The sequence below is a fragment of the Ochrobactrum sp. PL_is501 genome (assembly GCF_055816895.1).
The window spans coordinates 203,098-228,073 of sequence record NZ_JBVPGR010000038.1 but is presented as its reverse complement, the minus strand read 5'-3'; the positions used below and the strand labels follow the sequence as shown (position 1 = coordinate 228,073).

Here is a 24,976-nt window from a genome sequence, read left to right as displayed (position 1 = left end):
CCTGCCCGGAAAACCGTTCCAATTCAATAGAGAAGCACAGGCCCGGCAGGTTATGCCGCTTTCAGCGGTTCCAGTTTTTCATTGGGAAGAGAACGGGCAAGCGCGCTCAGAAGATCGCTTTGCGATACCAAGCCGATGATATGGCGCATTTCATCGATAATCACGACAGCGTGCGCCAATCCATCGGTCAGGCAGGGCAAAAGACTCATCACCGGATCAGCCTGCGAAGCGGTTGGAGCCTCCACGATATAGTTTCTGAAATCGTCGCCCGGATGCATCAATTCGCGTAACCCGACCACGCCTTTGAGGCGACCATCATGGGCGCGCACCGGCAAGGTCAGGAGATTGTGCCGCAGGATCAGGTCGCGGGCCTGGCTCGCCGTGGCATCCTCGTCGATGCTGACCACATCACGGGACATAATATCAGCGCATGTCAGGTCACCATGCGAGCGAATGGACGCTTCGAGCTCCACCTGCCGCAACAACCGTCCCAGATCATTGCGATCGATATCGAAGCTTTCATCCAAAGCAAGCAAGGCGCGGTCGATGTCTTCCTCGCGGATACCCATGCGAACCGAAGGCGGCAGGTCTTCCGTGCTGTGCTTGTTTACCGGGGCTGCGGCCGCCACGTGCGGATATTTCCTGCGTGACAGTTTGTGAAACAGGATACCCAGGCCAACCAGAAGGCACGAGTTCAGCGCAACAGGCACAAGCGGAAACAGGAAACCCCATTTGGCAACCGCCGAACCGCCCAGAACCGCCGTCAGCGCCGCCGCACCGCCTGGGGGATGGAGGCTGCGTGTAACGGACATTGCAGCGATGGCCAGAGCGACGCCAAGGCCGATTGCCAGCGCCGGATCATCAACAAACTGGGTGACGGCCAATCCCACAAAGGCAGAAATCGTATTGCCACCGATGATGGACCATGGCTGGGCCAGCGGGCTTGTCGGAATTGCGAAAAGCAGAACCGCCGAAGCGCCGATCGGCGCAACGATCAAAGGCAGATGCGGGCCGTTTCCAAGCAGCATACTCGATATGAAGCCGGTCAGCGCGATACCGATCAGCGCACCGAGGCAGGCAATCGACCGTTCCCGCAACGTCGCACCGGCAAGGATCGGCTTGAACAGTCGGGACATGCGCGACCGCTGTTGTTCGGTATCTCTCTGGGTCATTCCGTGGTTCAGGCCGATCATAAGGGCTTCAGCGAAAACTCGGTGAAGCGATAACTATTCTCTGGGGAGTGAGACAATATCCCGCCCTTGCCGGATTCGAACAGGAAAGCAAATCCGTCTAAGCACCGCTGTAACGGAAAAATCGTCCTCCATTCATCAACTTGTAGAGAACAATGGTTTCAACAGGTTCCCGGAGACGTTCTGAACCGGCATTCTATCTGCCAATGTTTCAGAACAGAAAGCGGCTTTCCTTGACGGAACTCCGGGCAATTCAAGAGCGTTTCTGAGGCGATTCAGGGGGCAACGCCGGAGCTACCCAGACTTTGGTAGTATAATCGTTTTCATTGAAGCTCGGGCATTGGCAAGCCGCCGGGATACATCTACATTCTTTTTGGAGGAAACCGGACAGCCCTGCTGATTCAACAGCGACCGCGATGCCGAAACTCTTATGCAGTGACTTGATAATATCGAATTCAATTGCCTGTAACGCCCGAAGAGGCGTGGGAAATAAATTCAAAATACCGGCGCGCCCGCCGCAACATAGTCTGGGAGGACACTATGATGAAGCTTATCGCCGCTCTGGCGACGACACTTGCTATTTCCACCGCTGCCTTCTCCGCACAGGCACAAAACTATCCTGAGCGAACGATCACCATGGTCGTGCCTTTTGCTGCCGGTGGGCCTACCGACACAGTGACGCGGCTTGTCGCGGAATCCATGTCGAAGGATCTCGGACAACAGGTTATCGTCGAAAATGTTGGCGGCGCAGGCGGAACGCTCGGCGCAGGACGGGTGGCAACCGCCGATCCGGATGGCTATACGCTCCTGCTTCACCATATCGGCATGGCGACAAGCGCCACACTCTATCGCAAGCTTGCCTATGACACACTGAACGGCTTTGAATATGTTGGTCTCGTCACGGAAGTTCCGATGACCATCGTTGCGCGCAAGGACCTTGAACCAACCGATCTCAAGGGACTGATCGAATATGCCAAGGCCAACAAGGATACGGTGACGGTCGCCAATGCAGGTATCGGCGCGGCCTCGCATCTTTGCGGCATGCTGTTCATGAGCGCGATTGAAACGCCGCTCGTCACGGTTCCCTACAAGGGAACCGGCCCGGCCATGACCGATCTTCTCGGCGGTCAGGTCGATATCATGTGTGACCAGACGACCAATACGACAAAGCAAATTCAGGCAGGCACCATCAAGGCTTATGCGGTGACCTCGCCCGAACGTCTGGACGTGCTGAAAGACCTTCCGACAACCAAGGAAGCAGGTCTCGACGGCATGGAAGTGGGTATCTGGCATGGCATTTATGCGCCCAAGGGAACCCCTGCGGAAATTACCGAGCGCCTGTCGAAATCACTTCAGCTGGCCCTGAAGGACCAGAACGTCGTGGCCCGCTTCGCCGAACTCGGCACAAAGCCGTCGCCGGATTCCGACGCGACGCCGGCGGCATTGAAGGCCAAGCTCGAATCCGAAGTCGCACGCTGGAAGCCAATCATCGAGGCGGCGGGCCAATACGCCGACTGATCCTATGGCAGCCTGTCAGGGCGTGTCCTCTGACGCGCCCTGATGGTCGTTTTCTCGTCTGCCGCTGATCAGGATCGCGGCTGACGGGATAGCTATCCGATTTCACATGCCGGTCCTCCGGCACAGCCCTTTCGATGGTAAATCCGAAAGATGATTGGCCCATGAACAAGCCTTTGAAGAAATTTTCAATAGACCCCACCAACGGGCTGTGCGGTGCCCTTCTCACCCTGACCGGCGCTTTCTTTGCCTATCAGTCGCTAGATCTGGATCTCGGCACGTCGCTGCGCATGGGGCCGGGATATTTCCCCCTTGTTCTCTCAGGCGTACTGGTCCTGCTTGGACTGGTCATTCTTGTTCAGGCTACACGTGTCTCCGGTGAGCCGATGGGGCCGATCGCATGGCGCGGCCTGTTCTTTATTCTGCCTGCGCCGATATTTTTTGGCCTGACCGTGCGCGGCCTCGGTTTCGTGCCGTCGCTGTTCCTGACCTGTCTGATTGCCTCTTTCGCCTCAATGCGCATGAAGTTGCCCGCAGCACTCGTTCTTGCAACTGCAATCACAGTCTTCTCCGTCATTGTGTTCAGTTACGCCCTCGCGCTGCCTTATCAGCGTTTCGGGCCCTGGTGGCCGTTCTAGGGGGCACGAATATGGAACTTTTCAGCAATCTCGCGCTCGGTTTTTCAACAGCCTCAACGCTTGCAAATCTTGGCTTTTGCCTAATCGGCGTGTTGCTCGGCACATTGATCGGCGTGCTGCCGGGCATCGGCGCCACCGCAACAATCGCCATGCTTCTTCCGGTCACGTTTCAGATCGGCGACCCGGTTTCGGCGCTGATCATGCTCGCAGGCATCTATTACGGTGCCCAATATGGCGGCTCGACGACCGCAATTCTCATCAACATGCCGGGCGAGTCCTCATCGGCCGTAACCGCCATTGACGGCTACCAGATGGCGCGACGCGGACGGGCTGGCGCGGCACTTGCAATCGCGGCAATCGGCTCATTCTTCGCCGGTACAGTTTCAACTTTTCTTGTCGCAGTCTTCGCTCCGCCGCTAACTGAAATCGCCCTTAAGTTCGGGTCGGCTGAATATTTCTCATTGATGGTCGTGGGGCTGGTCTCGTCCGTAGCGCTTGCGCACGGCTCCATTGTCAAGGCTCTGGCGATGGTAGTGCTGGGACTCCTGCTCGGTCTTGTCGGCACCGATATCTATACCGGCGCGCCGCGTTTCACGCTCGGGATCACAGAATATGCCGACGGACTTAATTTCGTTGCCGTTGCGGTAGGCGTGTTCGGCATTGCCGAAATTTTGCGCAATCTTGAAAGCGAACATACCCGCGAAGTGCTGATGGCAAAGGTCACAGGCCTGATGCCGACACGCGACGATTTCAAGCGCATGACAGCTCCAATATTGCGCGGAACCGTTATCGGCTCGGCGCTTGGCATTTTGCCCGGCGGCGGGGCCATTCTCGCATCATTTGCTTCCTACACCGTGGAAAAACGCATTTCCGATACGCCGGAAGAGTTCGGAAAAGGCGCGATCGCAGGCGTCGCTGGACCGGAATCCGCCAACAATGCAGGCGCACAGACATCTTTCATCCCCATGCTGACACTTGGCATTCCAGCCAATCCGGTCATGGCGCTGATGATCGGCGCCATGATCATCCAAGGCATCGTGCCGGGCCCGAATGTAGCGACCGAACAGCCTGCCCTGTTCTGGGGGGTGATCGCGTCGATGTGGATCGGCAATCTCATGCTCATCATCCTCAACCTGCCGCTCATCGGATTTTGGGTGAAGCTTCTGACCGTGCCGTATTATGTGCTATTTCCGATCATCATGACCTTCTGTTCCATCGGCGTTTATAGCGTCAATTCGAACGTCTATGATCTTTATGCGGTCGCCTTCTTCGGCTTCATCGGCTATCTGCTGGCCAAGCTGCGCTGCGAACCGGCTCCCCTGCTGCTTGGTTTCGTTCTCGGTCCGCTGCTGGAAGAGCATCTGCGCCGCGCCATGATCCTGTCACGCGGCGACCCCGCAACGTTCTTCACCCGGCCGATCAGCGCCATTCTGCTTGCAATAGCCGCCGCCGTTCTCGTGGTCGTGCTGCTTCCATCGGTACGCAAGAAGCGCGATGAGGTATTTGTCGAGGAGAGTTAAACTGGCTTGAACCGAAGGACCACATGGCTTATCCGCGCCGCGTGCCGGAAGAGACGATGTCGAGATAGACAGCAAGAACAAGAATGCTGCCCTTGATGATCTGCTGCCAGAACGTATCCACACCGAGCATGGACATGCCATTGTCGAGGCTCGACATGATGAGCGCGCCAACGAGTGCGCCAAGCACGGAGCCGACGCCGCCGCGCATGGACGTGCCGCCGATGAAGCATGAGGCAATGGCGTCGAGCTCGCCGCCCATGCCCGCCGATGGTGTGCCTGCCGCAAGGCGCGAAGTTGTCGTCAGACCGGCTACCGCCGCCATCAGCCCCATCAGCGCGAAGACCGCCATCTTGACGAAATTGACGTTCACGCCGGAAAAACGGGTCGCTTCTGTGTTGGAGCCGACCGCATAAATGTGGCGGCCAAAAACCGTCTGTTTCGCGATAACGGTGAAGACGCCAAGGATCACCAGCAGGATCAGGACCGGAACCGGCACGCCCTGATAACTGTTGAGGATCAGGATGAAGCCAAGGATCAGGATACCGATGCCGAGAAGCCTCGCAACTTCCATACCGGATGAAAGCATCTGGAGATTGTGCTTGCGTTTGCTGGCCCGCGTGCGCAACGTCATCAGGATCAGCACTCCGAACAAGGCAATGGCACAGAGATTGCCAAGCCAACCCGGCAGATAGCCCTGCCCGATATATTTGAACTCCGACGAGATCGGCGCGATGGTGACGCCGCCCATGATACCCAGCACAATACCGCGAAAGACAAGCTGTCCGCCAAGCGTGACGATGAAGGACGGTATGCCGAGATAGGCGGTCAGCCAGCCATTGAAGGCGCCAAGCGCAACACCAAGCACCAGAACGGTGCTGATCGTAGCCCACAAGGGCCATCCCAGGAGAACATCGAGGACAGCGGCAATGCCGCCCAACAGCCCCAATAACGCGCCCACGGAAAGATCTATCTCACCGGCAACGATAACGAACACCATCGCCGATGCGAGCATTCCCGTAATCGCCATCTGGCGCAGGAGATTGGAAAAATTGCGCGCTGTCAGGAACTGCGAACGCCCCATCTCCGGATCATAGGTCAGGACCGCAAACAAGGCCCAGATGAGCGCCACCACGATCAACAGGGCGACGATCTTGTATTCCGCCAGAAATTTTCGGAGGCTTTTGCCTGTCAACGTCATGTCGTGCACCGGTCAGATTTGCTGCGGATTACGCCGCATTGGTTGTCGGCTTGCCGATTGCGGCGGCGAGCACTTCTTCCTGGGTGAGATTTTCATTGGGGAAATCGCCGCGCAGCCTGCCCTCGCCGATCACGAGGACACGGTCGCTGATGCCCAGAACTTCCGGCATTTCGGAAGAGACCATCAGCACCGCTACGCCTTGTTTCGCCAGCGCGAAGATCAGCTTGTAGATTTCATATTTCGCGCCAACATCGACACCCCGCGTCGGTTCGTCGAGAATGAGCACCTTGGGGTCTGGCAACATCATTTTCGACAGCACGGCCTTCTGCTGGTTGCCACCGGACAGCGACGCGATTTCCAGCATCGGGTCGGCAGTCTTGACCTTGAGGCGTAGAATTTCGCGCTGGATCGTGGCCAGTTCCGCCTCCTTGTCGAGCAATCCACGCAAGGAAAACCGGTCCAGCACCGAGATCGTCATATTATGGCCGACTGGCATGATGGGCAGGATACCGTCCTTCTTGCGGTCCTCCGGCACCATGCAGATGCCCTGCCGAACCGCATCGCGCGGCGTGCGGATCTTCAGTTCCCTGCCTTCAAGGAACACCCGCCCATCATGAGCACCAGGCCAGACGCCAAACAGGCTGGACACAAGTTCCGTTCGGCCCGCCCCCACCAGTCCGGCAATGCCGAGGATTTCACCACGCCGAAGCGCGAACGAGACATTGTCAACCACCTTGCGGTCGGGATTGGTCACGTCCCAGCAATTGATATTGCGCGCTTCGAAAATAACCTCGCCAATATCATGCGGTTCGCGCGGAAACAGGTTCTTCATCTCGCGCCCCACCATCATGGTGATGATGGCTGGCGTGGTGAGTTCCGCCATCGGCCTCGTCGCGATATGTGTCCCGTCGCGAATAACCGTCACCGTGTCGGAGATTTCAGCCACTTCGTCCAGCTTGTGGGAGATATAGACACAGGCCATGCCCTGCGCCTTGAAGTCCTTGATGAGATCCAGAAGGACGCGCGTTTCGGATGCCGTCAGCGCCGATGTCGGTTCGTCAAGAATGAGCAGCTTCGCATTCTTGTTGATCGCCTTTGCGATCTCGATCAATTGCTGCTTGCCGCCCGGATAGTGATAGACCGGAAGCGCGACATTGATGTCGTGAATATTGAGGCGCGCCAGAAGTTCCGTCGCGCGCGCGTTCATCTGGTCATAGTCGATGAAGCCGCCGCTTGTCGGCTCCGATCCCAGAAAGATGTTTTCCGCAACCGACAGATGCGGCACCATCATCAGTTCCTGATGGATGATGACGATGCCAGCGGCTTCCGTGTCGCGAATGCCCGTCGCCTTCAGTTCCTGGCCTTCCCAGAAAATCTCGCCGCTCCAGCTACCATGGGGATAGACGCCGGAAAGCACTTTCATCAGCGTGGATTTGCCAGCGCCGTTCTCACCGCAAAGACCGACACACTCGCCCGCGCGCACTTTCAGGTAAATACCATCAAGCGCTTTCACGCCGTTGAAGTCCTTACCGATATTGCGCATCTCCAGAAGATATTCGGACATCGTATATGACCTTGCAGTATTGAGCCGGACAACGCTGTCAGCAGCAGTCTCAACAATCCAGCAGGGGCCGGAAGCGGGACAGTAACTCCCAAACTTCCGGCCCCCTATGTGCCTATGTGCACAGGGCAAAACCGCCGGAAAGGCTTACTTCCCGTAGATCTGCTCCTTGGTGTAAAAGCCATCCTGAACGTAGATGTCGATATTGTCCTTGGTCACGGCAGTCGGCGTCAGCAGAAGCGTGTCGACCTGCTTGCCGCCATTGTCGAGCTTGGAATTGAATTCCGGCGTCTCTCCCTTGACCATCTGGACGGTCAGCTTTGCCGCTTCCGAAGCAATAAGTTTCAGCGGCTTGTAGACCGTTACGGTCTGCGTGCCATCAATCAGGCGCTTGACGGCAGCAAGGTCACTATCCTGCCCGGAAACCGCAGTCTTTCCGGCCAGTCCTTGCGCTGCAAGTGCCTGAATAGCGCCACCGGCAGTGCCGTCATTCGAAGCCACAACAGCGTCAATCTTGTTCTGCGCTGCCGTCAGGGCGTTTTCCATGATGGAGAGCGCTTCGGTCGGGCTCCATTCCTTAACCCACTGCGACCCGACGACCTTCACTTTGCCGGAATCGATGGCTTCCTTGAGGGCCTTTTCCTGACCGGCGCGGAGAAGCTTGGCGTTGTTATCCGTCGGCGAGCCGCCGAGGAGATAATAATTGCCTTCCGGCTTGGCCTTCAGAACCGCTTCCGCCTGCATGAAGCCAACGCGCTCATTGTCGAACGAGATATAGGCGTCGATATCGGCATTGAGGATCAGGCGATCATAAGAAAGAACCTTGATGCCCGAAGCTTTGGCGTCAGCCACGACCGCATCGAAAACCTTGGAATTCATCGGCACGATGACGATGGCGTCAACGCCCTGCGCAATCAGGTTTTCAACCTGCTTGACCTGCTTTTCCTCGTTGCCGTCAGCCGATTGCACATTGACCTTCGCACCCAGCTTTTCGGCCGCTTCAATGAAATAGTCGCGGTCGCGCGCCCAGCGCTCGACGCGAAGATCGTCGATGGAAAAGCCGATAACCGGATTTTCCGGCGAAGCATGGACCGGCGTCGACGCCATGGCGCCGATGCCCAAAGCCGCAGCAACCAGCGCGCCGGTCAGAAAATTACGACGTTTCATGCACTCCTCCTCCAAACACCACCGGCCTTCGCCGGCTGATTGCAAAGCCCGCCCCGAACGTATCCGCCCCCGGAATTCGGCACGACAAAACAGCCCACTTTGGAGCTGCTTATTCCTTGAATGGCTGATCCTCCCGAATGCGCTTTGCGCCAAGATCACTCCATCAGGACAGTGCGCAAAGGCACACCGCCCCATCCTCGCGAACCATTGATACGTGAAGAAAAATGAATAGCAAGTATTTTTTGATTTACGTACCTCATTTTTGATCTTATGGTCCGCGTCGAGGAGCGAGAATGAAACCGACAGTCCATGATATAGCCAGAACAGCGGGCGTCAGCCTTGCCACGGTTGACCGTGTTTTGAATGAGCGACCGGGCGTAAGAGCAAAGACCCGCGAGCGGGTCATGGCCGCGATGAACACGCTTGGCTATGTGCGCGATGTGGGTGCGGCCAACCTTGCGCGCGGGCGGCTTTATCAGTTCGATTTTATTTTGCCGGACAATGAAAACACCTTCATGCTGAGCCTTCGCGCGGAACTGCAAGCCGCGACAGAACGGGCCTTGGCTGAGCGTGTATTGATCAATCTCGTGCTTGTACCCGCCTTCGATGAAGCGGCGCTTGTCGCGGCGCTGGACGACTGCACCGAACGCAAGCCCAATGGCGTTGCATTCGTGGCAGTCGATACCGATCCGGTGCGTGAGGCCTGCGCCCGGCTGGGAGAGCATGGCATTCACGCCGTCACGCTCGTATCTGATCTGGGGCATTCCACGCGGACGCATTATGTCGGCGTCGACAACGGTGCAGCGGGGCGCACGGCAGCGCGGCTTCTCGGGCTTTTTGCCAACGGAACCGAAGGTGCGCTTGCGGTCGTCGCCGGCTCGTTGAAGGTTCGCGACCATCAGGAACGTTTCGACGGTTTTACCGCTGCCATGAAAGCGGATTTTCCGGGCCGCGAGATATTGCCCGTACTGGAGGGCTTCGATGAGGGTCCGCGCGTGGAAAAGCTTGTCGACAAGCTGCTCGAAGAGCGCAGCGACATTGCCGGAATTTACAGCCTCGGTGCAGGTAATAGCGGTCTGGTGAAGGCGCTGGCAAAGCACAGTGCCAATCGCCCGCTAGTCATTGCGCATGAACGCGACAGCGTGACCTCAAAAGCACTGACGGATGGCATCATCCACGCGGTGCTGGCGCAGGATGCGGGCCATGAAATCCGCAGCGCCATCCGGGTGCTGAAAGCCTCTGCGGACCGTCTGGCGATCGTGCCGGGTCAGGAACACATCCGCATTGAAATTTTTCTCAAAGACAACCTGCCGCATTTCGACTGAAGCGCAGGCGACAAGGCCTTTCCAACGGGGCCTTTCCAACAGGAGCAAATATGTATCTCGGGATCGATCTAGGAACATCGGGTGTCAAGGCGCTATTGATCGATGACGGACAGACAGTGATCGGTTCGGCCCATGGCGAACTGGACGTTTCGCGCCCCCATCCGGGCTGGAGCGAACAGGACCCGACCCAGTGGATCAAGGCCTGCCGCACCGCAATCGACGGTCTGCGTGTGGCCCACCCGAAGGAGTTTTCGGCGATTGCCGGTATCGGCCTGTCCGGCCAGATGCATGGCGCTACCCTGCTGGACGAACAGGATCAGGTGCTACGTCCCTGCATCCTGTGGAACGATACGCGCAGCTATCGCGAAGCAGCCGCACTCGATACCGATCCGGCCTTTCGCGCCATCACCGGCAATATCGTCTTTCCGGGCTTTACAGCGCCCAAGCTCGTCTGGGTTGCCAATAACGAACCCGCTATTTTCACACGTATCCGTAAGGTGCTGCTGCCGAAGGACTATCTGCGCCTCTGGCTGACCGGCGAATATGTGTCGGATATGTCGGATTCAGCAGGCACGAGCTGGCTCGATACCGGCGCACGCCGTTGGTCGCGTGAACTTCTGGACAAGACCGGCCTTGATGAAAACCAGATGCCGCGTCTTGCAGAAGGCACGGACGCAACCGGGAGGCTGCGGGCTGAGCTTGCCGCCGAATGGGGCATCGTCGGTCAGCCGGTCGTGGCGGGCGGCGCTGGCGACAACGCAGCTTCGGCCTGCGGCATGGGTACGGTCAAGCCCGGCCATGCCTTCGTTTCGCTCGGCACATCAGGCGTGCTTTTCGCGGCGAACGGCGCTTATCAGCCGAAGCCGGAAAGCGCGGTTCACGCCTTCTGCCACGCCCTGCCCGACACCTGGCACCAGATGGGCGTCATTCTGTCTGCAGCGAGCGCGCTCGACTGGTATGCACGGCTTGTCGGCAAAACGGCCCATGAACTCGACAAGGCACTCGGCGACACGCTGCATGCGCCGGGCAGCGCGACCTTCCTGCCCTATCTCTCGGGCGAACGCACCCCCTATAACGATGCGAAGATACGCGGCGTGTTTTCCGGTCTGGAACATGAATCCGATCAGCGCGCATTGACGCAGGCCGTGTTGGAAGGCGTCGCCTTCGCGATCCGCGACAACCTCGCCGCACTGCAATCGGCAGGAACGGAAATCAGGTCGCTCACCGCCGTCGGCGGCGGCTCCCGCTCCACCTATTGGGTGAAGGCAATCGCGACCGCCTTGAATGTGCCGATTGCCTTGCCGGAAGAAGGCGATTTCGGCGGGGCTTTTGGCGCCGCGCGACTGGGTCTCATCGCCGCTACCGGCGTTGATCCGCTGGCTGTCTGCACACCGCCGCGCACGGAGCGGACCATAGAGCCGGAAGCGGCCCTGCTCCCGGCCTATGAAGAAGCCTATCAGCGCTATCACGCCCTTTATCCGGCACTTCACGCCCTCGCCGGTTCGTGATGCTGCCGCCACAATCAGACATGAACGTCATTCGAACGGGAGGACATAATGAGCACCGGATTTTTCGGCGACATTCAAAAGGTTAAATATGAGGGGCCGGACAGCGACAACCCGCTGGCGTTCCGACACTACAATCCGGATGAAATCGTGCTGGGCAAGCGCATGGAAGACCATCTGCGCTTCGCGGTCGCCTACTGGCACAGCTTTGCCTGGGAGGGTGGCGATCCTTTCGGTGGTCGCACCTTCGACCGCCCATGGTATTCGAACGAGCTGGATGCGGCAAAACTCAAGGCTGACGTGGCTTTCGAGTTTTTCTCCCTGCTCGGCGCGCCCTATTATTGCTTCCACGATGCCGATGTGCGGCCAGAGGGACGCAACTTTGCGGAAAATACGCGCTATCTGAACGAGATCGTCGACATATTCGAGAAGAAGCAGGCCGAAACCGGCGTAAAGCTTCTCTGGGGCACCGCCAACCTTTTCTCCAACCGCCGCTATATGGCGGGCGCTGCAACCAATCCCGATCCGGACGTGTTCGCCTTTGCCGCCGCGACCGTGAAAAGCTGCATTGATGCGACCAAACGGCTCGGCGGCGAGAACTATGTGCTGTGGGGCGGTCGCGAAGGCTATGAAACGCTGCTCAACACCGATCTTGGCCGCGAGCTTGATCAGATGGGCCGCTTCCTCAATCTGGTGGTGGAATACAAGCACAAGATCGGCTTCAAGGGCACGATCCTGATCGAACCGAAGCCGCAGGAACCGACCAAGCATCAATATGATTACGATGTCGCGACGGTCTACGGTTTCCTGAAGCGCTACGGCCTCGAAAACGAGGTGAAGCTCAATATCGAGCAGGGCCACGCCATTCTCGCCGGTCATTCCTTCGAGCATGAACTTGCGCTTGCCCGCGCGCTTGGCATTTTCGGTTCCATCGACATGAACCGCAATGACTATCAATCCGGCTGGGACACGGACCAATTCCCGAACAATGTGCCGGAAATGGCGCTTGCCTATTATCAGGTCCTGCTTGCAGGCGGCTTCACGACCGGCGGCACCAATTTCGACGCCAAGCTGCGCCGTCAGTCGCTCGATCCGCAGGATTTGCTGATCGGCCATATCGGCGGCATGGATTGCTGCGCGCGCGGGCTGAAGGCAGCCGCCGGAATGCTCGAAGATGGCGCTCTGTCCAAGCCGCTCGATGAGCGTTATGCAGGCTGGAACGGCGACTTCGGCAAGAAGCTTCTGACCGGCCTCTCGCTCGATCAGATTACAGCCGAAGTGGAAGCGAAGGATATCAATCCGCAGCCGAAATCCGGCCGTCAGGAATATCTCGAAAACGTCGTCAATCGGTATGTCTGAACCGGCAAAGCGGCGATAATAAAAAGGGCGCCACTCGCGCCCTTTCTTCTATTCCATATCGATTTCTAAAGCTTGACCCAGCCACCGTTTTTCTGTGACGAGCGCACGCAGGCATCAATGAAAGCGACGCCCTTCAAGCCGTCATCGACGGTTGGATAGATCACAGCGCTATCCGGCTTCTTGCCGTTGCGATGGGCCTCAATGGCATTGGCGGCTTCCGAATAGATCGTGGCGAAAGCCTCCAGATAGCCCTCGGGGTGTCCCGCCGGTACGCGGGTCACGCGCGCGGCAGCGGACCCCACACCGGCACCGCCCCGCGTGATGAGCCGCTTCTGCTCGCCGAAAGGCGTGAACCAGAGATAGTTCGGGTCTTCCTGCGCCCATTCGATGCCGCCCTTTGTGCCGTAGACGCGCAGGCGCAGCGCATTTTCATTGCCGGGCGCAACCTGGCTGCACCAGAGCATGCCCTTGGCACCCCCTTCAAAACGCAGCATCACATGCGCGTTGTCGTCGAGACGACGCCCCTCGACAAAACTGTCGAGATCGGCAGCAAGGCTGTCGAGCGCGAGACCGGTCACGAAGGAGGCGAGATTGAAGGCATGCGTTCCGATATCGCCGGTTGCGCCGCCCAGTCCCGATTGCGCCGGATCGGTACGCCAGACGGCGCCCTTGGCACCTGTTGCCTCTACCGCTTCTGTGAGCCAGTCCTGCGCATATTCCACCTGTACCACGCGAAGATCGCCAAGATCGCCATTGGCGATCATCTCGCGCGCCTGTCGCACCATCGGATAGCCGGTGTAATTATGCGTCAGGACGAACAGGGCTCCGCTTTCATCGGCGACCTTTTTCAGCTTCTTTGCATCGGCAAGGGTCGAGGTCAGCGGCTTGTCGCAGATGACATGGATGCCGCGTCGCAAAAACTCCTTGGCAGCTTCGTAGTGAACGTGGTTCGGCGTCACGATAGAAACGGCTTCGATCCCGTTTTTCAGGCGCGCCTCGCGAATGGCCATGTCCTTGTAGCTGGAATAGATGCGATCTTCGGCCAGCCCCAGTTCACGCCCCGAGGCCTGCGCCTTTTCCGCTGATGACGACAAGGCGCCAGCCACCAATTCGAACCGATTGTCGAGCCGTGCCGCCATGCGATGAACGCCGCCGATAAATGCACCTGCGCCGCCGCCCACCATGCCGAGGCGAATGCGTGGAACAGCGGTTTCCTTGGTTTTAGCTTCGATGGTCATTGCGTCCTCATAATCCAAGCATGCGTCGGTTGGCGGCGTCATCGGTGCCGCCGGAGGCGAAATCATCGAACGCCTTGTCGGTGACACGGATGATATGCGCCTTCACGAATTCAGCGCCTTCGCGCGCACCATCTTCCGGGTGCTTCAGCGCACATTCCCATTCGACTACGGCCCAGCCGTCAAAATCGTTCGCGGCCATCTTGGAGAATACCGCACCGAAATCAACCTGACCGTCGCCCAGCGAACGGAAGCGGCCCGCGCGGTTCACCCAGCCCTGATAGCCGCCATAGACGCCCTGCCGCCCGGTCGGATTGAACTCCGCATCCTTGACGTGAAACATCTTGATGCGGTCCTTGTAAATGTCGATATTGTCCAGATAATCGAGGCATTGCAGGACATAATGCGACGGGTCGTAGAGCATATTGGCCCGCGGGTGATTTTTGACCTGCTCCAGAAACATCTCAAAGGTCACGCCGTCGTGCAAGTCTTCGCCCGGATGGATTTCATAGCAGATATCGACGCCATGGTCCTCGGCATGATCGAGGATCGGCTTCCAGCGTCGTGCCAGTTCTTCAAACGCCGTTTCCACCAGACCGGCAGGACGCTGCGGCCATGGATAGATGAATGGCCAGGCCAACGCCCCGGAGAAGGTGGCATGCGCGCCGATGCCCAGATTGCGTGAGGCGCGGATCGCCATCTTTACCTGCTCGACCGCCCATTGCTGGCGCGCTTTTGGGTTGCCGCGCACTTCCGGCACGGCGAAACCTTCAAACGCTTCGTCATAGGCCGGGTGCACCGCAACGAGCTGGCCCTGCAAATGGGTCGAAAGCTCCGTGACTTCGACACCGTTCTGGCGTGCCACACCTGCGAATTCGTCGCAATAATCCTTGGATTCAGAAGCCTTTTTCAGATCGATCAGTTGGCTCGCCCATGTGGGAACCTGCACCCCAACATAGCCCTTTTCGGCAGCCCATTTGGTGATGCCATCCCATGTGTTGAACGGCGCTTCATCGCCTGCGAACTGCCCGAGAAAAATGCCCGGCCCCTTGATCGTCTTCATCGAAAATCCTCCAGAATGAATTAAGGCGCGCCTCTGACGAGGCGCGCCGAACCGTGATCAGAATGGCGAATCCGGGAAATAGAAGTCCTTGGCGTTATCCTTCGTGACGAGCGTCGCGTCGAGGATGTAATTGCCGCTCACCGGAATCTGATCGTAGAAATGACCAGCGGCAAGCTGCATTGCCGTCGAAACCATCGCTGGCGGATAGAGAACATCGACCGGCACCAGCTTGTCGCCATCCATGACCTTCTTGATCATGTCCTTGGAGCCAGCTCCGCCCACGACGTACTGAATGTCGCTGCGGTTCGCCTGCTTGATGGCTTCCAGAACGCCAACAGCCATATCGTCATCCTGGCACCAGACCACATCGATCTTCGGATATTTGGTCAGGAAGTCCTGCATGACGCGGAAGGCATCGTCGCGGTTCCAGTTGCCATACTGGCGGTCCAGAACCTTCACGTTGGAGCCTTCGATGCCCTTGTCGAAACCATCCTGACGCTGCTGGTCGATCGGGATTGGCAGGCCGCGAATGACAACGACCTGTGCATCGGGCGTGGTCTTCTTGATATATTCGCCAGCCACCTGTCCGAGCGCCGGGTTGTTGCCGGCCACGTAGAGATCACGGATGGTATTGTCGTTGCTGCTCGGCGCGCGGTCGACCAGAGCGACAAAAGTTCCCTTGTCCTTGATCTCCTTGATGGCGTTGACGAGCGGATCAGGATCGGTTGGCAGAACGACCAGCCCGTCGAGGCCCTGTACGGCCAGATCCTGCAACGCATTGGCCTGCGATGCCGCATCGGGCGACGTCTTGACGATGACGTTGAGGCCCGGATGTTCTTCCATCAGGAGCTTCGCCACGCGTTCGGCGTGATAGACGACGCCCGCCGTCCAGCCGTGATCGGCCGCCGGGATCGACACGCCAATCGTCACTTTCTTGTCCTGCGCACTTGCCGCGCCGCCAAAGGCGAGCGCACCCGCCGTCAGAGCGGCGAAAGCAAGCTTCATCAAATTCCCTCGCATAGTCTTCCTCCCAGTATAAACGCGGGGCTCTCATTCCTCTCTGGCTGGAATCGCCCCACCAATCCCGCCAATCTCCAAAACCTATCTTCGCGCCAGCGAGCGCTGCACCAGCATCGCGATAATGATAATCGCGCCCTGAATGGCTCCCAGCAGATATTCGCTGACGAAACTCGACAGCAGCATGATATTTCCGATGATTTCCAGTATGAATGCGCCGCAGATCGTGCCCCATACGCGACCGACGCCGCCGCGCAGCGCCGTGCCGCCAACAACGACTGCCGTGATCGCCTGCAATTCCCACATCAGGCCTGTGGTGGCAGAAGTGGAACCAAGGCGCGGGACATAGAGGAGCACGGCGACAGCGACGCAAAGCCCTTGGATAACGAAAGCAATGGTGCGCACCTTCTTGACTGAAATGCCGGAATAGCGCGCCACGTCTTCGTTCGATCCTACCGCAATGACATGGCGGCCATAGCGTGTCCGATAAAGGACGAATGCCGCGAGCGCCGCCGTCACGAAAATCACGATAACCGGTACGGGCACTCCAAGCACGGAACCGAAATAGGCGGGACGATAAAGCGCCTGAATATCAGGATTGCGCAAGGTGATCGCGCCCCCCTGCGACAGCCATGTCGTGAGACCGCGATAGATACCCATCGTACCCAGCGTGGCGATAAATGGCTCAATGCCGCCAACCGTCGTTATCAGGCCGTTCAACAGGCCGCAGGCTGCACCGACGATCAGCGCCAGCATAACAGCGGCGATCAACATCATTACCGGATCGGCAATCACCCCGCTATTCATGAAAAGGATCATGATACTGGCGACGAACGCCACCATCGCGCCCACCGACAGATCAAGCCCGCCGGATGAAATCACGTAAGTTGCGCCAAGCGCGATAATGGCGATGAATGCACTGCGCGTTGCGACATTGAGAAGATTGTCGATGCTGATGAAATTCGGGTTGGCAATTGTACCCAGAACAAGCAGCAGGGCAAGCGCCACAAAAGGCGCAATCGCCCGCAGATCCCAATCCTTGGACGTCCTCGGCATTCTGCTTTTATCGGTCGCAACCTGTGTCATCTATTTCCCACTTTATTGTTTTTATGCGGCATTTTCGGCTTCAACGCCGGTTGCAAGCACGACGATATCATGTTCCGTCATGCGGTCGCCGGATACCTCACCGGCAATCCGCCCTTCCCGCATCACGACGATGCGGTCGCAGATACCGATCAGTTCCGGCATTTCCGACGAAACGACGATGATCGATTTCCCCTCATCGGCCAGATTGGCGATGAACTGGTAGATTTGCTCCTTCGTGCCGACATCGATGCCGCGTGTCGGTTCATCAATGATGACGATGGACGGATCGAGCATCATCATCTTGGCGAGCAAGAGCTTCTGCTGGTTGCCGCCGGAAAGCTGGCCCGCAAGAATGTCCTTGCGGCCAGTACGAATATCAAACTCGCGGATCGCATCATCGAGTGCGGTGCGTTCCCGGTCGCGATTGATCTGCAAACCGCTCACGAATTTCTTCAGCGAAGCAAGCGTCAGGTTGACGCCCAGGTCCTTGGTCAGCAGCAGCCCTTTGCCCTTCCGGTCCTCGCTGAGATAAACAATCCCCGCCTTCTGGCTTTCATGCGCGTTGCGGAAGTGAACCGGCTTTCCATTGTGGCGCGCATCGCCTTTGCCGGGCCGCAGGCCGACGATGCCCTCCATCAGTTCCGTGCGGCCCGCGCCGACCAGACCGGCAAAACCAAGTATTTCGCCACGGTTCAGGTAAAAGCTCGCATTCTGCACGTAACCTGGCACGCTGAAGTTCTCGATTTCCAGAATGGCAGCGTTGTCATACTGGCTTGCGCGGTCAGGATAGAGTTTTGCGACATCGCGGCCAACCATCAGCCGCGCCATATCAGATGGCTGCAATTCCGAAGCCAGATGCGCAGACACGAGCTTGCCGTCACGAAGCACGGTCACACGATCGGATATTTCCTTCACTTCCGGCAGGCGGTGCGAGATGTAGAGCACCGCAACGCCCTTCGCGCGAATGTCGCGAATGACTTTCAACAATGCTTCCGTCTCGAACGGCGTCAGCGAAGCAGTCGGCTCGTCGAAAATCACCACACGATGTGGCACCAGCAGCACGCGGGCGATCTGAACGAGCTGGCGCTGCGCAATCGACAGGGAACCCACAACCGCATCGGGGTCGATATCGGCGCCAAGATCACGGATGGCCTTGCGCGCACCCTCTCGCATCGACTTGTCGTCGACGACCAAGCCCCGGTGAAGCTCACGGCCAAGATAGATGTTCTGTGCGACGGTCAGATCGGGGGCGAGCAGGATTTCCTGATGCACGAGCACGATGCCCTGTGCTTCGGCCTCAACCGGCCCCAAAAAGGACACCGGCTTGCCGTCGATGCGGATTTCTCCGCTGGTCGGGCGCTCATTGCCCGCCAGGAGTTTCATCAGCGTTGATTTTCCGGCACCGTTCTCGCCGATGATCGCATGGACTTCGCCGCCGAAAATGCGCAGGTCAATATTCTTCAGAACCTGAACAGGACCGAATGATTTGGATAGCGATACGGCTTCCAGCAGCGCAGGCCTGCCATCTTTTTCAGGCCCACTCATAGGCAACCGCCCATGGCGAGCCGCAGCGTCTGACGCTTCCTGAGCACACTTTTTCCCGGTGTTTTCGCCGATATTTCTGGCTGCACGTGAACTCCTCCCAAAGCGTCACGAATAAAAGATTAGCTTTCGTTTTGAGGTACGTAAAGCAAAATATATGCGTTCTCTCACATCATCCATCTTTGGACATGCCTCGTCATTCTATCTGTTCGCCTATTATCTGGGTTCCAGCATCGCCGGTGCGGCAGGCGGCTATTTCTGGATTGCCGACGGATGGACGGCGGTTGTCGAATTTACTTTCGTCATGCTCGCCCTCGCTTTCGCAGCGGCGCTGGGGTGCAGCCCGTCTGTCATGAGGGAAGTAAGGGGCAGGCAAAAAGATAAAATTTTATGGAACCATATCCTCCACAGCGCGTTCATGCGGCTCGGAAGGAGAATAATTGCATGCAAATCGTCGATGCTCTGGTCAAAAGGTGCGGCACAGAAAATTCCTATCAGGTCGAATTCATCGGTGAAGATGGCGAAACTGTTTGCGTTTCCTTCCGCCACGATTCCGAGGAAGAATTGAGCCACCACGACGCCATTGCGAGCGCACTTGCAAAGATGGCGCCGCTCACGGCTTACGGTGCCGCGTTTATCAGCATCCTTTCGGCCAACAAGTTGAATACAGCAGCCACCGCTGCCTGATATTTTCCAGATATAAGCCCTGCGATCCAGCCGGACCGCAGGGCATTTTGCGTCCGCCCATCTCGCCTTTCAGGGCCGGTTTGGGATTGATATCCTTCTGGAAATTGCCTAGCTGCTTGACAGGAGCGAGGCGATTGACGGAGGTTTGGACATGAGCGAACTGGCTGATTGGCTATCGGACACCCAACCGATCACACGCAAGAACGCGGCGGAAGTCGTGTTCGACGATATTCGCTCGGCCATCACGTCCGGCCGTCTTGCCGTTGGAACCCGCCTGCCCTCCGAAGCTCAACTTGCTGGCCGTTTCGGTGTCAGCCGTCCCATCGTGCGCGAGGCGCTGCGGTCATTGCAGACGCTGGGCCTCACGCAGACCCGCACAGGCAGCGGCACCTATGTTCTCAATATATCCCCGGCGAGCGAGCTCAGTTACGGCGGTTACTCGGCCCGTGATCTGATCGAGGCGCGTCCCTTCATTGAAGTGCCAGCGGCGGGCTGGGCTGCGCTGCGGCGCAACGCCGGGCAACTCGCCCATCTGCTTGAGCTTTGCGACAAGATGGATCGCCAGACGGACCCGCAGAAATGGGAACTGCTCGATTCAGAGTTTCACTGCGCCATTGCCGAAGCCTCCGGAAATGCAGTCTTCACCAAGATCGTGGCGGATGCCCGCGAGGCGCTGATCCAGCAGTCCGAGCTGGTCAATGTGATGTCGGGCCGACGCGAAGCATCGAATGTCGAGCATCGCCGTATCGCGGAGGCCATCGAGGCCGGGTTGGAAGCCGAAGCCCGCACTGCCATGGAAGCGCATCTGAGCAAGGTCCGGACGGCTGTAACGACGATCATCGGCAAGGATGAGATCAGCTAGGGTCAGGACTACTAATTTTTCCACAGGATCGAAGCCTGCCATTCGCGTCGATCCTGACCGTAACGCCACTTTCGTGTCGTTTCAGCAAATGCCGATAAAGCTTTCTTCCCACTGAATTTTTCGTCGCCGATAGATTCCGTGCAGCACATACGAAGCTTGTGTGCTGGCGCGGAATACTTGACGCGCGTTCTGCGATATGCGTTAAAACCGCCCGCATAACCTGTCATGCAGCTTTACAGAATACCCACTCAATAGGGATGCATTCCATATCCATTGAATGACCGGCGGCGTGCCCTAATTTGCCTTTTACGCCGAACGGTCGCCTGTCGAAACAGCGCTCTCAGGGAGGAGCAATGCCGATCGAAACCATGAAGGCCGCGCCGGCCAAACGTGACGTATTCATTGAAGAAGATCGCGGCTATCACAAAGCCCTGAGGCCAAGGCAAATCCAGATGATCGCCATTGGCGGTGCAATCGGAACCGGGCTCTTTCTTGGCGCTGGCGGCCGTCTGGCTTTGGCAGGCCCGGCTCTGGTTTTCGTCTATGCCTTGTGCGGCTTCTTTGCGTTTCTGGTTCTGCGGGCCTTGGGCGAGCTTATCATGCATCGCCCCAGCTCCGGTTCCTTCGTCTCCTATGCCCGCGAGTTCTACGGCGAGAAGCTGGCTTTCGTGGCAGGCTGGATGTACTGGCTCAACTGGGCCATGACATCGGTCGCCGACGTGACGGCGGTGGCGCTCTACATGAATTTCTTCAAGCACTATGTGCCTTGGCTGCAAGGCATCGACCAATGGATATTCGCTCTGACGGCGCTTGTCATCGTTCTGGCGATGAACCTCATGTCGGTCAAAGTGTTCGGCGAACTGGAATTCTGGTTCAGTCTCGTCAAGGTCATCGCGCTCGTGACCTTCCTGATCGTCGGCATTTACTTTGTCGTTTCCGGCACGCCAATCGATGGACATCCAGCCGGATTCAGCATCATTACAGATAGCGGCGGCCTGTTCCCGAACGGCATATTGCCTGCCTTCGTCATCATACAAGGCGTGGTTTTCGCCTATGCATCCATTGAGTTGCTGGGCACCACGGCAGGCGAAACCGAAGATCCGCGCGAAGTCATGCCACGAGCAATCCGCACCGTGGTCTTCCGCCTGCTCGTCTTTTATGTGGGTTCGGTTCTGCTGCTTTCGCTGCTTCTTCCCTACACCGCCTATTCCGCTGGCGAGAGCCCGTTTGTAACCTTCTTCGGCAAGATCGGCGTCGAAGGGGCAGATATTATCATGAACCTCGTCGTACTGACTGCGGTTCTGTCATCGCTGAATGCCGGGCTTTATTCCACCGGGCGCATCCTGCATTCCATGGCGGTATCCGGCTCCGCTCCGGCATCCCTGGCCAGGATGAACAGGAACGGCGTCCCCTATATGGGCATTGCAGTTACCGCCGTCGTCACCGTTATCGGCGTTATCCTCAATGCCGTCGTGCCTGCGGAAGCATTCGAAATCGCGCTCAATCTCTCCGCCCTTGGCATCATCACGGCATGGGGCGTCATCGTCCTTTGCCAGCTGAAACTGTGGCATCTTGCACGTCGCGGCGAGATGGCGCGACCGGATTTCCGCATGTTCGGCGCACCCTATACCGGCATTCTTACGCTCACCTTCCTGCTCGGCGTGCTTGTCCTGATGGCGCTCGACTATCCGGTCGGCACCTTGACGATTGGTTCACTGGCGATCATCGGGCCTGCCCTCATCCTCGGCTGGTATCTGATGCGTGAGCGCATCCATCGACTTGCTGCTGAACGTGCTGTAGACGCCAGCATTCGGGGTAAGTGAGAGGATTCGGAATTATGTCGCCTGCAAAGCCTTCCATCATATTGATCGCCACTGGCGGCACCATCGCCAGCAAGCGTGGGGAAGACGGAGCAAGCACACCTGTCCTGTCCGGTGAGGATCTGCTGGAATTTGTGCCCGGCCTAGATGCAGAGCTTCGTCCCGTCAATTTGATGGCGAAGGATTCCGCCTGCCTCACCCTGTCGGACATGCAGCGCATCAGCGATGCCGTCGATTCCGGCCTGAAGGATGGCGAAGTCGATGGCGTCGTCGTCCTGCACGGAACGGACGCAATGGAAGAAACCGCGTTGCTGGTGCATCTGCAACACCGCATCGGCAAGCCGGTGATCTTCACCGGCGCGCAGTTTACCGCCGATCATCCTCAGGCAGATGGGCCGGGAAACCTCGCCGCCGCCATTCGCCTCGCCTGCGATCCGGCCAATGCAGATAAAGGCGTGCTTATCGCCTTTGGCGGGCGGGTCGTCCCTGCCTGGGGCGCATACAAGTTCAGCAGCGACAGCGCCGACGCTTTCCGGTCGGCCCGTCTGATCGAAACCCAAAGTCCGGTGCTGGGCGCTCCTGTCGGTGATCGGCGTATCGATACGATAGCCATCTATCCGGGTTGCGACGCCCTCCATATCGAAGCGAGCATAAAAGCCGGCGCCAGCGGCATCGTGCTTGCGGCGCTCGGTTCGGGCAATGCCACGCCTTGCGTTGTCGAAGCAGTCCGTGAGTGTTCGCGCCGCGATATTCCGGTCGTGGTTTCAAGCCGCGTGCCGGAGGGATTGCTGGTTCCCGGCTATGGCGGCGGCGGCGGCGGATACGATCTCGCCGATGCGGGAGCCATCCACGCGCACACGCTTCGCCCCGGCCAGGCCCGCATTCTGCTCGCCGCGCTGATCGCCAGCGGCAACTCCCCAGATGCAATGGTCAGCGCTTTCAGCGACTATCGATAAAATGGTTCAGCTCGGAAACTGGCGGTAGCATTCTTCCGCCACTTGCCGCAGCCGCTCGCGTGATATTTCGCCGCTCACTGCATAACCCAGATCGTTGTCGATCCAGTAGAAGGTTTCGACACCGTCGCTAGAAGCGAACCGGAAGCTCGTATCGCGATTTTCCGCGTTACGGCCAACAATCACCGAAAGGCGTTTTCCAGCCTCATCCTCATACATGAAGAAAGCGCCCGCCTTGCCGCCGACCGGCAACAGACGCCCGCCGACAAGCTGGAATCCAAGCGAGCGGAGATCGGGAACACGAAGATCGGCTATGTCGAGCCTTTTGCCGAGCCACGTCGCCAGATGCGCCTCTTCATTGGAAAACACCTCGACCGGATGCCGCACTTCGCTGGCATAGACAAGATAAGCCGCCTGAGCCTGCTCCGGCAGGGTTTGCATGCTGGCTAGTTGCGGACCAGTATCCGCAAACAGGCGCGAACCAGCAAAGCCGCCCGCGCCACCGATCAACAAGGCAGCAAGAACAGCCGCGGCAACTGCTCCGCGATAGTTTCTTGACTGGCGACGGCCGACTGAATGGATTAATGCGGCATCGTCGTTCCTTGCTTCGGCATAACCGGAAAAGAGTTGCCTGATACCTTCATTCTGCCTGCGCCATTCCGCAACCAGCGCGGTTTGTTCGGGATCGTTCTCAAGAAATGCGGCAATGCGCGCATGTTCGTCTTCAGACAATTGCCCATCGACAAAGCCATGCAGTTCCGCTTCGGTTATGGGAGAATTGCGTTCTTTCATCGGTTTCTCCGAAGCGTAACGATATTCGAGCCGCTCATATATTCGGTCAGGCGATGGCGTGCCCGCGACAGCCGCGACATGACCGTTCCGACTGGTATGCCCAGCATTTCCGCCGCCTCGCCATAGCTGTAACCTTCGACCACAACAAGCATCAGCACCGCGCGGTTGTCTTCCGGCAGGGTATTGATCGCTTCTTCAAGCTGTTGCAACTGGAACGGATCGGTTTCCGCCGCCGCGACACTGACATTTTCGACAGCATCGAGCGTTTCATGCCGGGTCCGCGCCCGGCTTTTATAGCTGTTGCGATAAAGGTTGGTCATCATCGTGAGTATCCACCCACGCAAATTGAGGCCGCGCCACTGGCCGCGTCGGGACAGCGCCTTCGCCACACAGTCCTGCAAGAGATCCTCGCCTTCGGCATCGGATTTCGCAAGGCTGCGCGAATAGCGCCGCATGACCGGCAGGAGGGCCAGAAGCTGGCCCTCGAAAGTTTCGGGAGCGGGTTGGCTCACATCGGCCTCATGGCTTTGCGACGTGCCAGACCCCATTAACGCCGTCTCCAGTCACGTCGCCGGGCTTCTTGTCCTTTACCCAGTAATAGAGCGGCATTCCGTCTTTCGCCCATTGCTCGCTGCCATCCTTGCGCTTGACCAGCGTATACGCGCCGGAAGCCTTGGCTCCCTTCATCGCCAGGAAGGGCGGCCAGTTTTTCGCACATTTATCATAGCAGTAGGATTCGTCCTTGCTATCCTTATCGAAAGTATAGAGCGTCATGTCCTTGGCGCCCGCCAGAACCTGTCCCTTCGAGCTTTCCATCGTCTTGACGGATGGCGCAGCCAGAGCGACTGATGCCGCCACGGTTGCTATTGTCAGTACGGACATAAAACCAAGCGTTTTCATGATTTGCCTCACAAGGGTTCCAATCGCGACATGCGATATGG

General features: G+C 58.1%; 22 protein-coding genes. 10 read left to right on the top strand and 12 right to left on the bottom strand.

Going from position 1 to position 24,976, the window contains the following annotated elements; all coding sequences use genetic code 11:
* Nucleotides 1-50 precede the first annotated feature (50 nt).
* Nucleotides 51-1,172, bottom strand: a complete 1,122-nt coding sequence (locus AC0TOF_RS18315) for an HPP family protein (protein WP_473769296.1) — start codon at nt 1,170-1,172, stop codon at nt 51-53.
* Between the two features lie 558 nt (nt 1,173-1,730).
* Between AC0TOF_RS18315 and AC0TOF_RS18310 the strand changes: the two genes are divergently transcribed.
* The 3 genes from AC0TOF_RS18310 (at nt 1,731) to AC0TOF_RS18300 (ending at nt 4,863) form a co-directional block, all read left to right on the top strand.
* On the top strand, nt 1,731-2,708 hold the full coding sequence (locus tag AC0TOF_RS18310; protein ID WP_473769295.1) for a tripartite tricarboxylate transporter substrate-binding protein: 978 nt from the start codon (nt 1,731-1,733) through the stop codon (nt 2,706-2,708).
* Nucleotides 2,709-2,881: 173 nt separating this feature from the next.
* Nucleotides 2,882-3,343, top strand: coding sequence for a tripartite tricarboxylate transporter TctB family protein (locus AC0TOF_RS18305; protein ID WP_473769481.1), 462 nt, complete (start codon nt 2,882-2,884; stop codon nt 3,341-3,343).
* Nucleotides 3,344-3,354: 11 nt separating this feature from the next.
* Nucleotides 3,355-4,863, top strand: a complete 1,509-nt coding sequence (locus AC0TOF_RS18300; RefSeq protein WP_473769294.1) for a tripartite tricarboxylate transporter permease — start codon at nt 3,355-3,357, stop codon at nt 4,861-4,863.
* A 28-nt stretch (nt 4,864-4,891) separates the two neighbouring features.
* On the opposite strand, the gene AC0TOF_RS18295 is transcribed toward AC0TOF_RS18300, so the two are convergent.
* The 3 genes from AC0TOF_RS18295 to xylF all read right to left on the bottom strand — a co-directional run bounded on the left by AC0TOF_RS18295 (nt 4,892) and on the right by xylF (nt 8,789).
* A complete protein-coding gene (locus AC0TOF_RS18295) occupies nt 4,892-6,061 on the bottom strand; it encodes a sugar ABC transporter permease (protein ID WP_473769293.1) in 1,170 nt (389 codons plus the stop codon).
* Nucleotides 6,062-6,089: 28 nt separating this feature from the next.
* Nucleotides 6,090-7,625, bottom strand: coding sequence for a xylose ABC transporter ATP-binding protein (locus AC0TOF_RS18290; protein ID WP_473769292.1), 1,536 nt, complete (start codon nt 7,623-7,625; stop codon nt 6,090-6,092).
* 144 nt (nt 7,626-7,769) lie between these two features.
* Entirely contained in the window at nt 7,770-8,789 is a 1,020-nt protein-coding gene (xylF, locus tag AC0TOF_RS18285; RefSeq protein ID WP_473769291.1) for a D-xylose ABC transporter substrate-binding protein, read from the bottom strand.
* A 293-nt stretch (nt 8,790-9,082) separates the two neighbouring features.
* On the opposite strand from xylF, the gene AC0TOF_RS18280 reads away from it, so the two are divergent.
* From AC0TOF_RS18280 to xylA, 3 genes are read left to right on the top strand one after another with little or no spacing between them, the layout of a single operon-like run.
* A complete protein-coding gene (locus AC0TOF_RS18280; RefSeq protein ID WP_473769290.1) occupies nt 9,083-10,114 on the top strand; it encodes a LacI family DNA-binding transcriptional regulator in 1,032 nt (343 codons plus the stop codon).
* Between the two features lie 50 nt (nt 10,115-10,164).
* On the top strand, nt 10,165-11,622 hold the full coding sequence (gene xylB / locus AC0TOF_RS18275; RefSeq protein ID WP_473769289.1) for a xylulokinase: 1,458 nt from the start codon (nt 10,165-10,167) through the stop codon (nt 11,620-11,622).
* A gap of 48 nt (nt 11,623-11,670) precedes the next feature.
* A complete protein-coding gene (xylA, locus tag AC0TOF_RS18270; protein WP_473769288.1) occupies nt 11,671-12,978 on the top strand; it encodes a xylose isomerase in 1,308 nt (435 codons plus the stop codon).
* A 65-nt stretch (nt 12,979-13,043) separates the two neighbouring features.
* Here xylA and AC0TOF_RS18265 read toward each other — a convergent pair whose 3' ends face one another.
* From AC0TOF_RS18265 to AC0TOF_RS18245, 5 genes are all read right to left on the bottom strand, one after another.
* Nucleotides 13,044-14,216 carry a Gfo/Idh/MocA family protein gene (locus tag AC0TOF_RS18265; RefSeq protein ID WP_473769287.1) on the bottom strand — a complete coding sequence of 391 codons (1,173 nt, stop codon included), beginning with the start codon at nt 14,214-14,216 and terminating at the stop codon, nt 13,044-13,046.
* A 7-nt stretch (nt 14,217-14,223) separates the two neighbouring features.
* The gene (locus tag AC0TOF_RS18260; RefSeq protein ID WP_473769286.1) at nt 14,224-15,276 is read right to left on the bottom strand and encodes a sugar phosphate isomerase/epimerase family protein; all 1,053 of its coding nucleotides are present in this window, start codon (nt 15,274-15,276) and stop codon (nt 14,224-14,226) included.
* A 57-nt stretch (nt 15,277-15,333) separates the two neighbouring features.
* Nucleotides 15,334-16,296: a substrate-binding domain-containing protein gene (locus tag AC0TOF_RS18255; protein WP_162792626.1), complete on the bottom strand. Its 963-nt coding sequence runs from the start codon at nt 16,294-16,296 to the stop codon at nt 15,334-15,336.
* Nucleotides 16,297-16,377: 81 nt separating this feature from the next.
* Complete coding sequence (locus tag AC0TOF_RS18250) at nt 16,378-17,379, bottom strand: ABC transporter permease (RefSeq protein WP_473769285.1); 1,002 nt, start codon at nt 17,377-17,379, stop codon at nt 16,378-16,380.
* 21 nt (nt 17,380-17,400) lie between these two features.
* Nucleotides 17,401-18,924: a sugar ABC transporter ATP-binding protein gene (locus AC0TOF_RS18245; protein WP_473769284.1), complete on the bottom strand. Its 1,524-nt coding sequence runs from the start codon at nt 18,922-18,924 to the stop codon at nt 17,401-17,403.
* Between the two features lie 441 nt (nt 18,925-19,365).
* Here AC0TOF_RS18245 and AC0TOF_RS18240 point away from each other — a divergent pair, with 441 nt between their 5' ends.
* The 4 genes from AC0TOF_RS18240 (at nt 19,366) to AC0TOF_RS18225 (ending at nt 23,246) form a co-directional block, all read left to right on the top strand.
* Nucleotides 19,366-19,608 (top strand): hypothetical protein, encoded by a 243-nt coding sequence (locus AC0TOF_RS18240; protein ID WP_235925425.1) that lies wholly within the window; start codon nt 19,366-19,368, stop codon nt 19,606-19,608.
* A 151-nt stretch (nt 19,609-19,759) separates the two neighbouring features.
* The gene (locus tag AC0TOF_RS18235; RefSeq protein ID WP_473769283.1) at nt 19,760-20,470 is read left to right on the top strand and encodes a FadR/GntR family transcriptional regulator; all 711 of its coding nucleotides are present in this window, start codon (nt 19,760-19,762) and stop codon (nt 20,468-20,470) included.
* A gap of 353 nt (nt 20,471-20,823) precedes the next feature.
* On the top strand, nt 20,824-22,293 hold the full coding sequence (locus tag AC0TOF_RS18230; protein ID WP_473769282.1) for an amino acid permease: 1,470 nt from the start codon (nt 20,824-20,826) through the stop codon (nt 22,291-22,293).
* 14 nt (nt 22,294-22,307) lie between these two features.
* On the top strand, nt 22,308-23,246 hold the full coding sequence (locus AC0TOF_RS18225) for an asparaginase (protein WP_473769281.1): 939 nt from the start codon (nt 22,308-22,310) through the stop codon (nt 23,244-23,246).
* A 6-nt stretch (nt 23,247-23,252) separates the two neighbouring features.
* On the opposite strand, the gene AC0TOF_RS18220 is transcribed toward AC0TOF_RS18225, so the two are convergent.
* Genes AC0TOF_RS18220 through AC0TOF_RS18210 form a run of 3 tightly spaced genes read right to left on the bottom strand, consistent with a single transcriptional unit; the run spans nt 23,253 to nt 24,935 of the window.
* On the bottom strand, nt 23,253-24,035 hold the full coding sequence (locus AC0TOF_RS18220; RefSeq protein ID WP_473769280.1) for an anti-sigma factor family protein: 783 nt from the start codon (nt 24,033-24,035) through the stop codon (nt 23,253-23,255).
* Nucleotides 24,032-24,583 carry a sigma-70 family RNA polymerase sigma factor gene (locus tag AC0TOF_RS18215; protein ID WP_473769279.1) on the bottom strand — a complete coding sequence of 184 codons (552 nt, stop codon included), beginning with the start codon at nt 24,581-24,583 and terminating at the stop codon, nt 24,032-24,034. Before AC0TOF_RS18215 ends, AC0TOF_RS18220 begins: the two co-directional genes overlap by 4 nt.
* On the bottom strand, nt 24,555-24,935 hold the full coding sequence (locus tag AC0TOF_RS18210; RefSeq protein ID WP_473769278.1) for a COG4315 family predicted lipoprotein: 381 nt from the start codon (nt 24,933-24,935) through the stop codon (nt 24,555-24,557). Before AC0TOF_RS18210 ends, AC0TOF_RS18215 begins: the two co-directional genes overlap by 29 nt.
* Between the last annotated feature and the right edge of the window lie 41 nt (nt 24,936-24,976).

Excerpts from the sequence above, each read along its gene's own strand:
- AC0TOF_RS18260 (WP_473769286.1), bottom strand. The coding sequence starts at position 15,276 with ATGAAGACGATCAAGGGGCCGGGCATTTTTCTCGGGCAGTTCGCAGGC.
- xylB (WP_473769289.1), top strand. The coding sequence starts at position 10,165 with ATGTATCTCGGGATCGATCTAGGAACATCGGGTGTCAAGGCGCTATTG.
- AC0TOF_RS18295 (WP_473769293.1), bottom strand. The coding sequence starts at position 6,061 with ATGACGTTGACAGGCAAAAGCCTCCGAAAATTTCTGGCGGAATACAAG.
- AC0TOF_RS18310 (WP_473769295.1), top strand. The coding sequence starts at position 1,731 with ATGATGAAGCTTATCGCCGCTCTGGCGACGACACTTGCTATTTCCACC.
- AC0TOF_RS18255 (WP_162792626.1), bottom strand. The coding sequence starts at position 16,296 with ATGCGAGGGAATTTGATGAAGCTTGCTTTCGCCGCTCTGACGGCGGGT.
- AC0TOF_RS18290 (WP_473769292.1), bottom strand. The coding sequence starts at position 7,625 with ATGTCCGAATATCTTCTGGAGATGCGCAATATCGGTAAGGACTTCAAC.
- AC0TOF_RS18300 (WP_473769294.1), top strand. The coding sequence starts at position 3,355 with ATGGAACTTTTCAGCAATCTCGCGCTCGGTTTTTCAACAGCCTCAACG.
- AC0TOF_RS18240 (WP_235925425.1), top strand. The coding sequence starts at position 19,366 with ATGCAAATCGTCGATGCTCTGGTCAAAAGGTGCGGCACAGAAAATTCC.
- AC0TOF_RS18210 (WP_473769278.1), bottom strand. The coding sequence starts at position 24,935 with ATGAAAACGCTTGGTTTTATGTCCGTACTGACAATAGCAACCGTGGCG.
- AC0TOF_RS18250 (WP_473769285.1), bottom strand. The coding sequence starts at position 17,379 with ATGACACAGGTTGCGACCGATAAAAGCAGAATGCCGAGGACGTCCAAG.
- AC0TOF_RS18245 (WP_473769284.1), bottom strand. The coding sequence starts at position 18,924 with ATGAGTGGGCCTGAAAAAGATGGCAGGCCTGCGCTGCTGGAAGCCGTA.
- AC0TOF_RS18230 (WP_473769282.1), top strand. The coding sequence starts at position 20,824 with ATGCCGATCGAAACCATGAAGGCCGCGCCGGCCAAACGTGACGTATTC.
- AC0TOF_RS18235 (WP_473769283.1), top strand. The coding sequence starts at position 19,760 with ATGAGCGAACTGGCTGATTGGCTATCGGACACCCAACCGATCACACGC.
- xylA (WP_473769288.1), top strand. The coding sequence starts at position 11,671 with ATGAGCACCGGATTTTTCGGCGACATTCAAAAGGTTAAATATGAGGGG.
- xylF (WP_473769291.1), bottom strand. The coding sequence starts at position 8,789 with ATGAAACGTCGTAATTTTCTGACCGGCGCGCTGGTTGCTGCGGCTTTG.
- AC0TOF_RS18280 (WP_473769290.1), top strand. The coding sequence starts at position 9,083 with ATGAAACCGACAGTCCATGATATAGCCAGAACAGCGGGCGTCAGCCTT.
- AC0TOF_RS18315 (WP_473769296.1), bottom strand. The coding sequence starts at position 1,172 with ATGACCCAGAGAGATACCGAACAACAGCGGTCGCGCATGTCCCGACTG.
- AC0TOF_RS18220 (WP_473769280.1), bottom strand. The coding sequence starts at position 24,035 with ATGAAAGAACGCAATTCTCCCATAACCGAAGCGGAACTGCATGGCTTT.
- AC0TOF_RS18225 (WP_473769281.1), top strand. The coding sequence starts at position 22,308 with ATGTCGCCTGCAAAGCCTTCCATCATATTGATCGCCACTGGCGGCACC.
- AC0TOF_RS18215 (WP_473769279.1), bottom strand. The coding sequence starts at position 24,583 with ATGGGGTCTGGCACGTCGCAAAGCCATGAGGCCGATGTGAGCCAACCC.
- AC0TOF_RS18265 (WP_473769287.1), bottom strand. The coding sequence starts at position 14,216 with ATGACCATCGAAGCTAAAACCAAGGAAACCGCTGTTCCACGCATTCGC.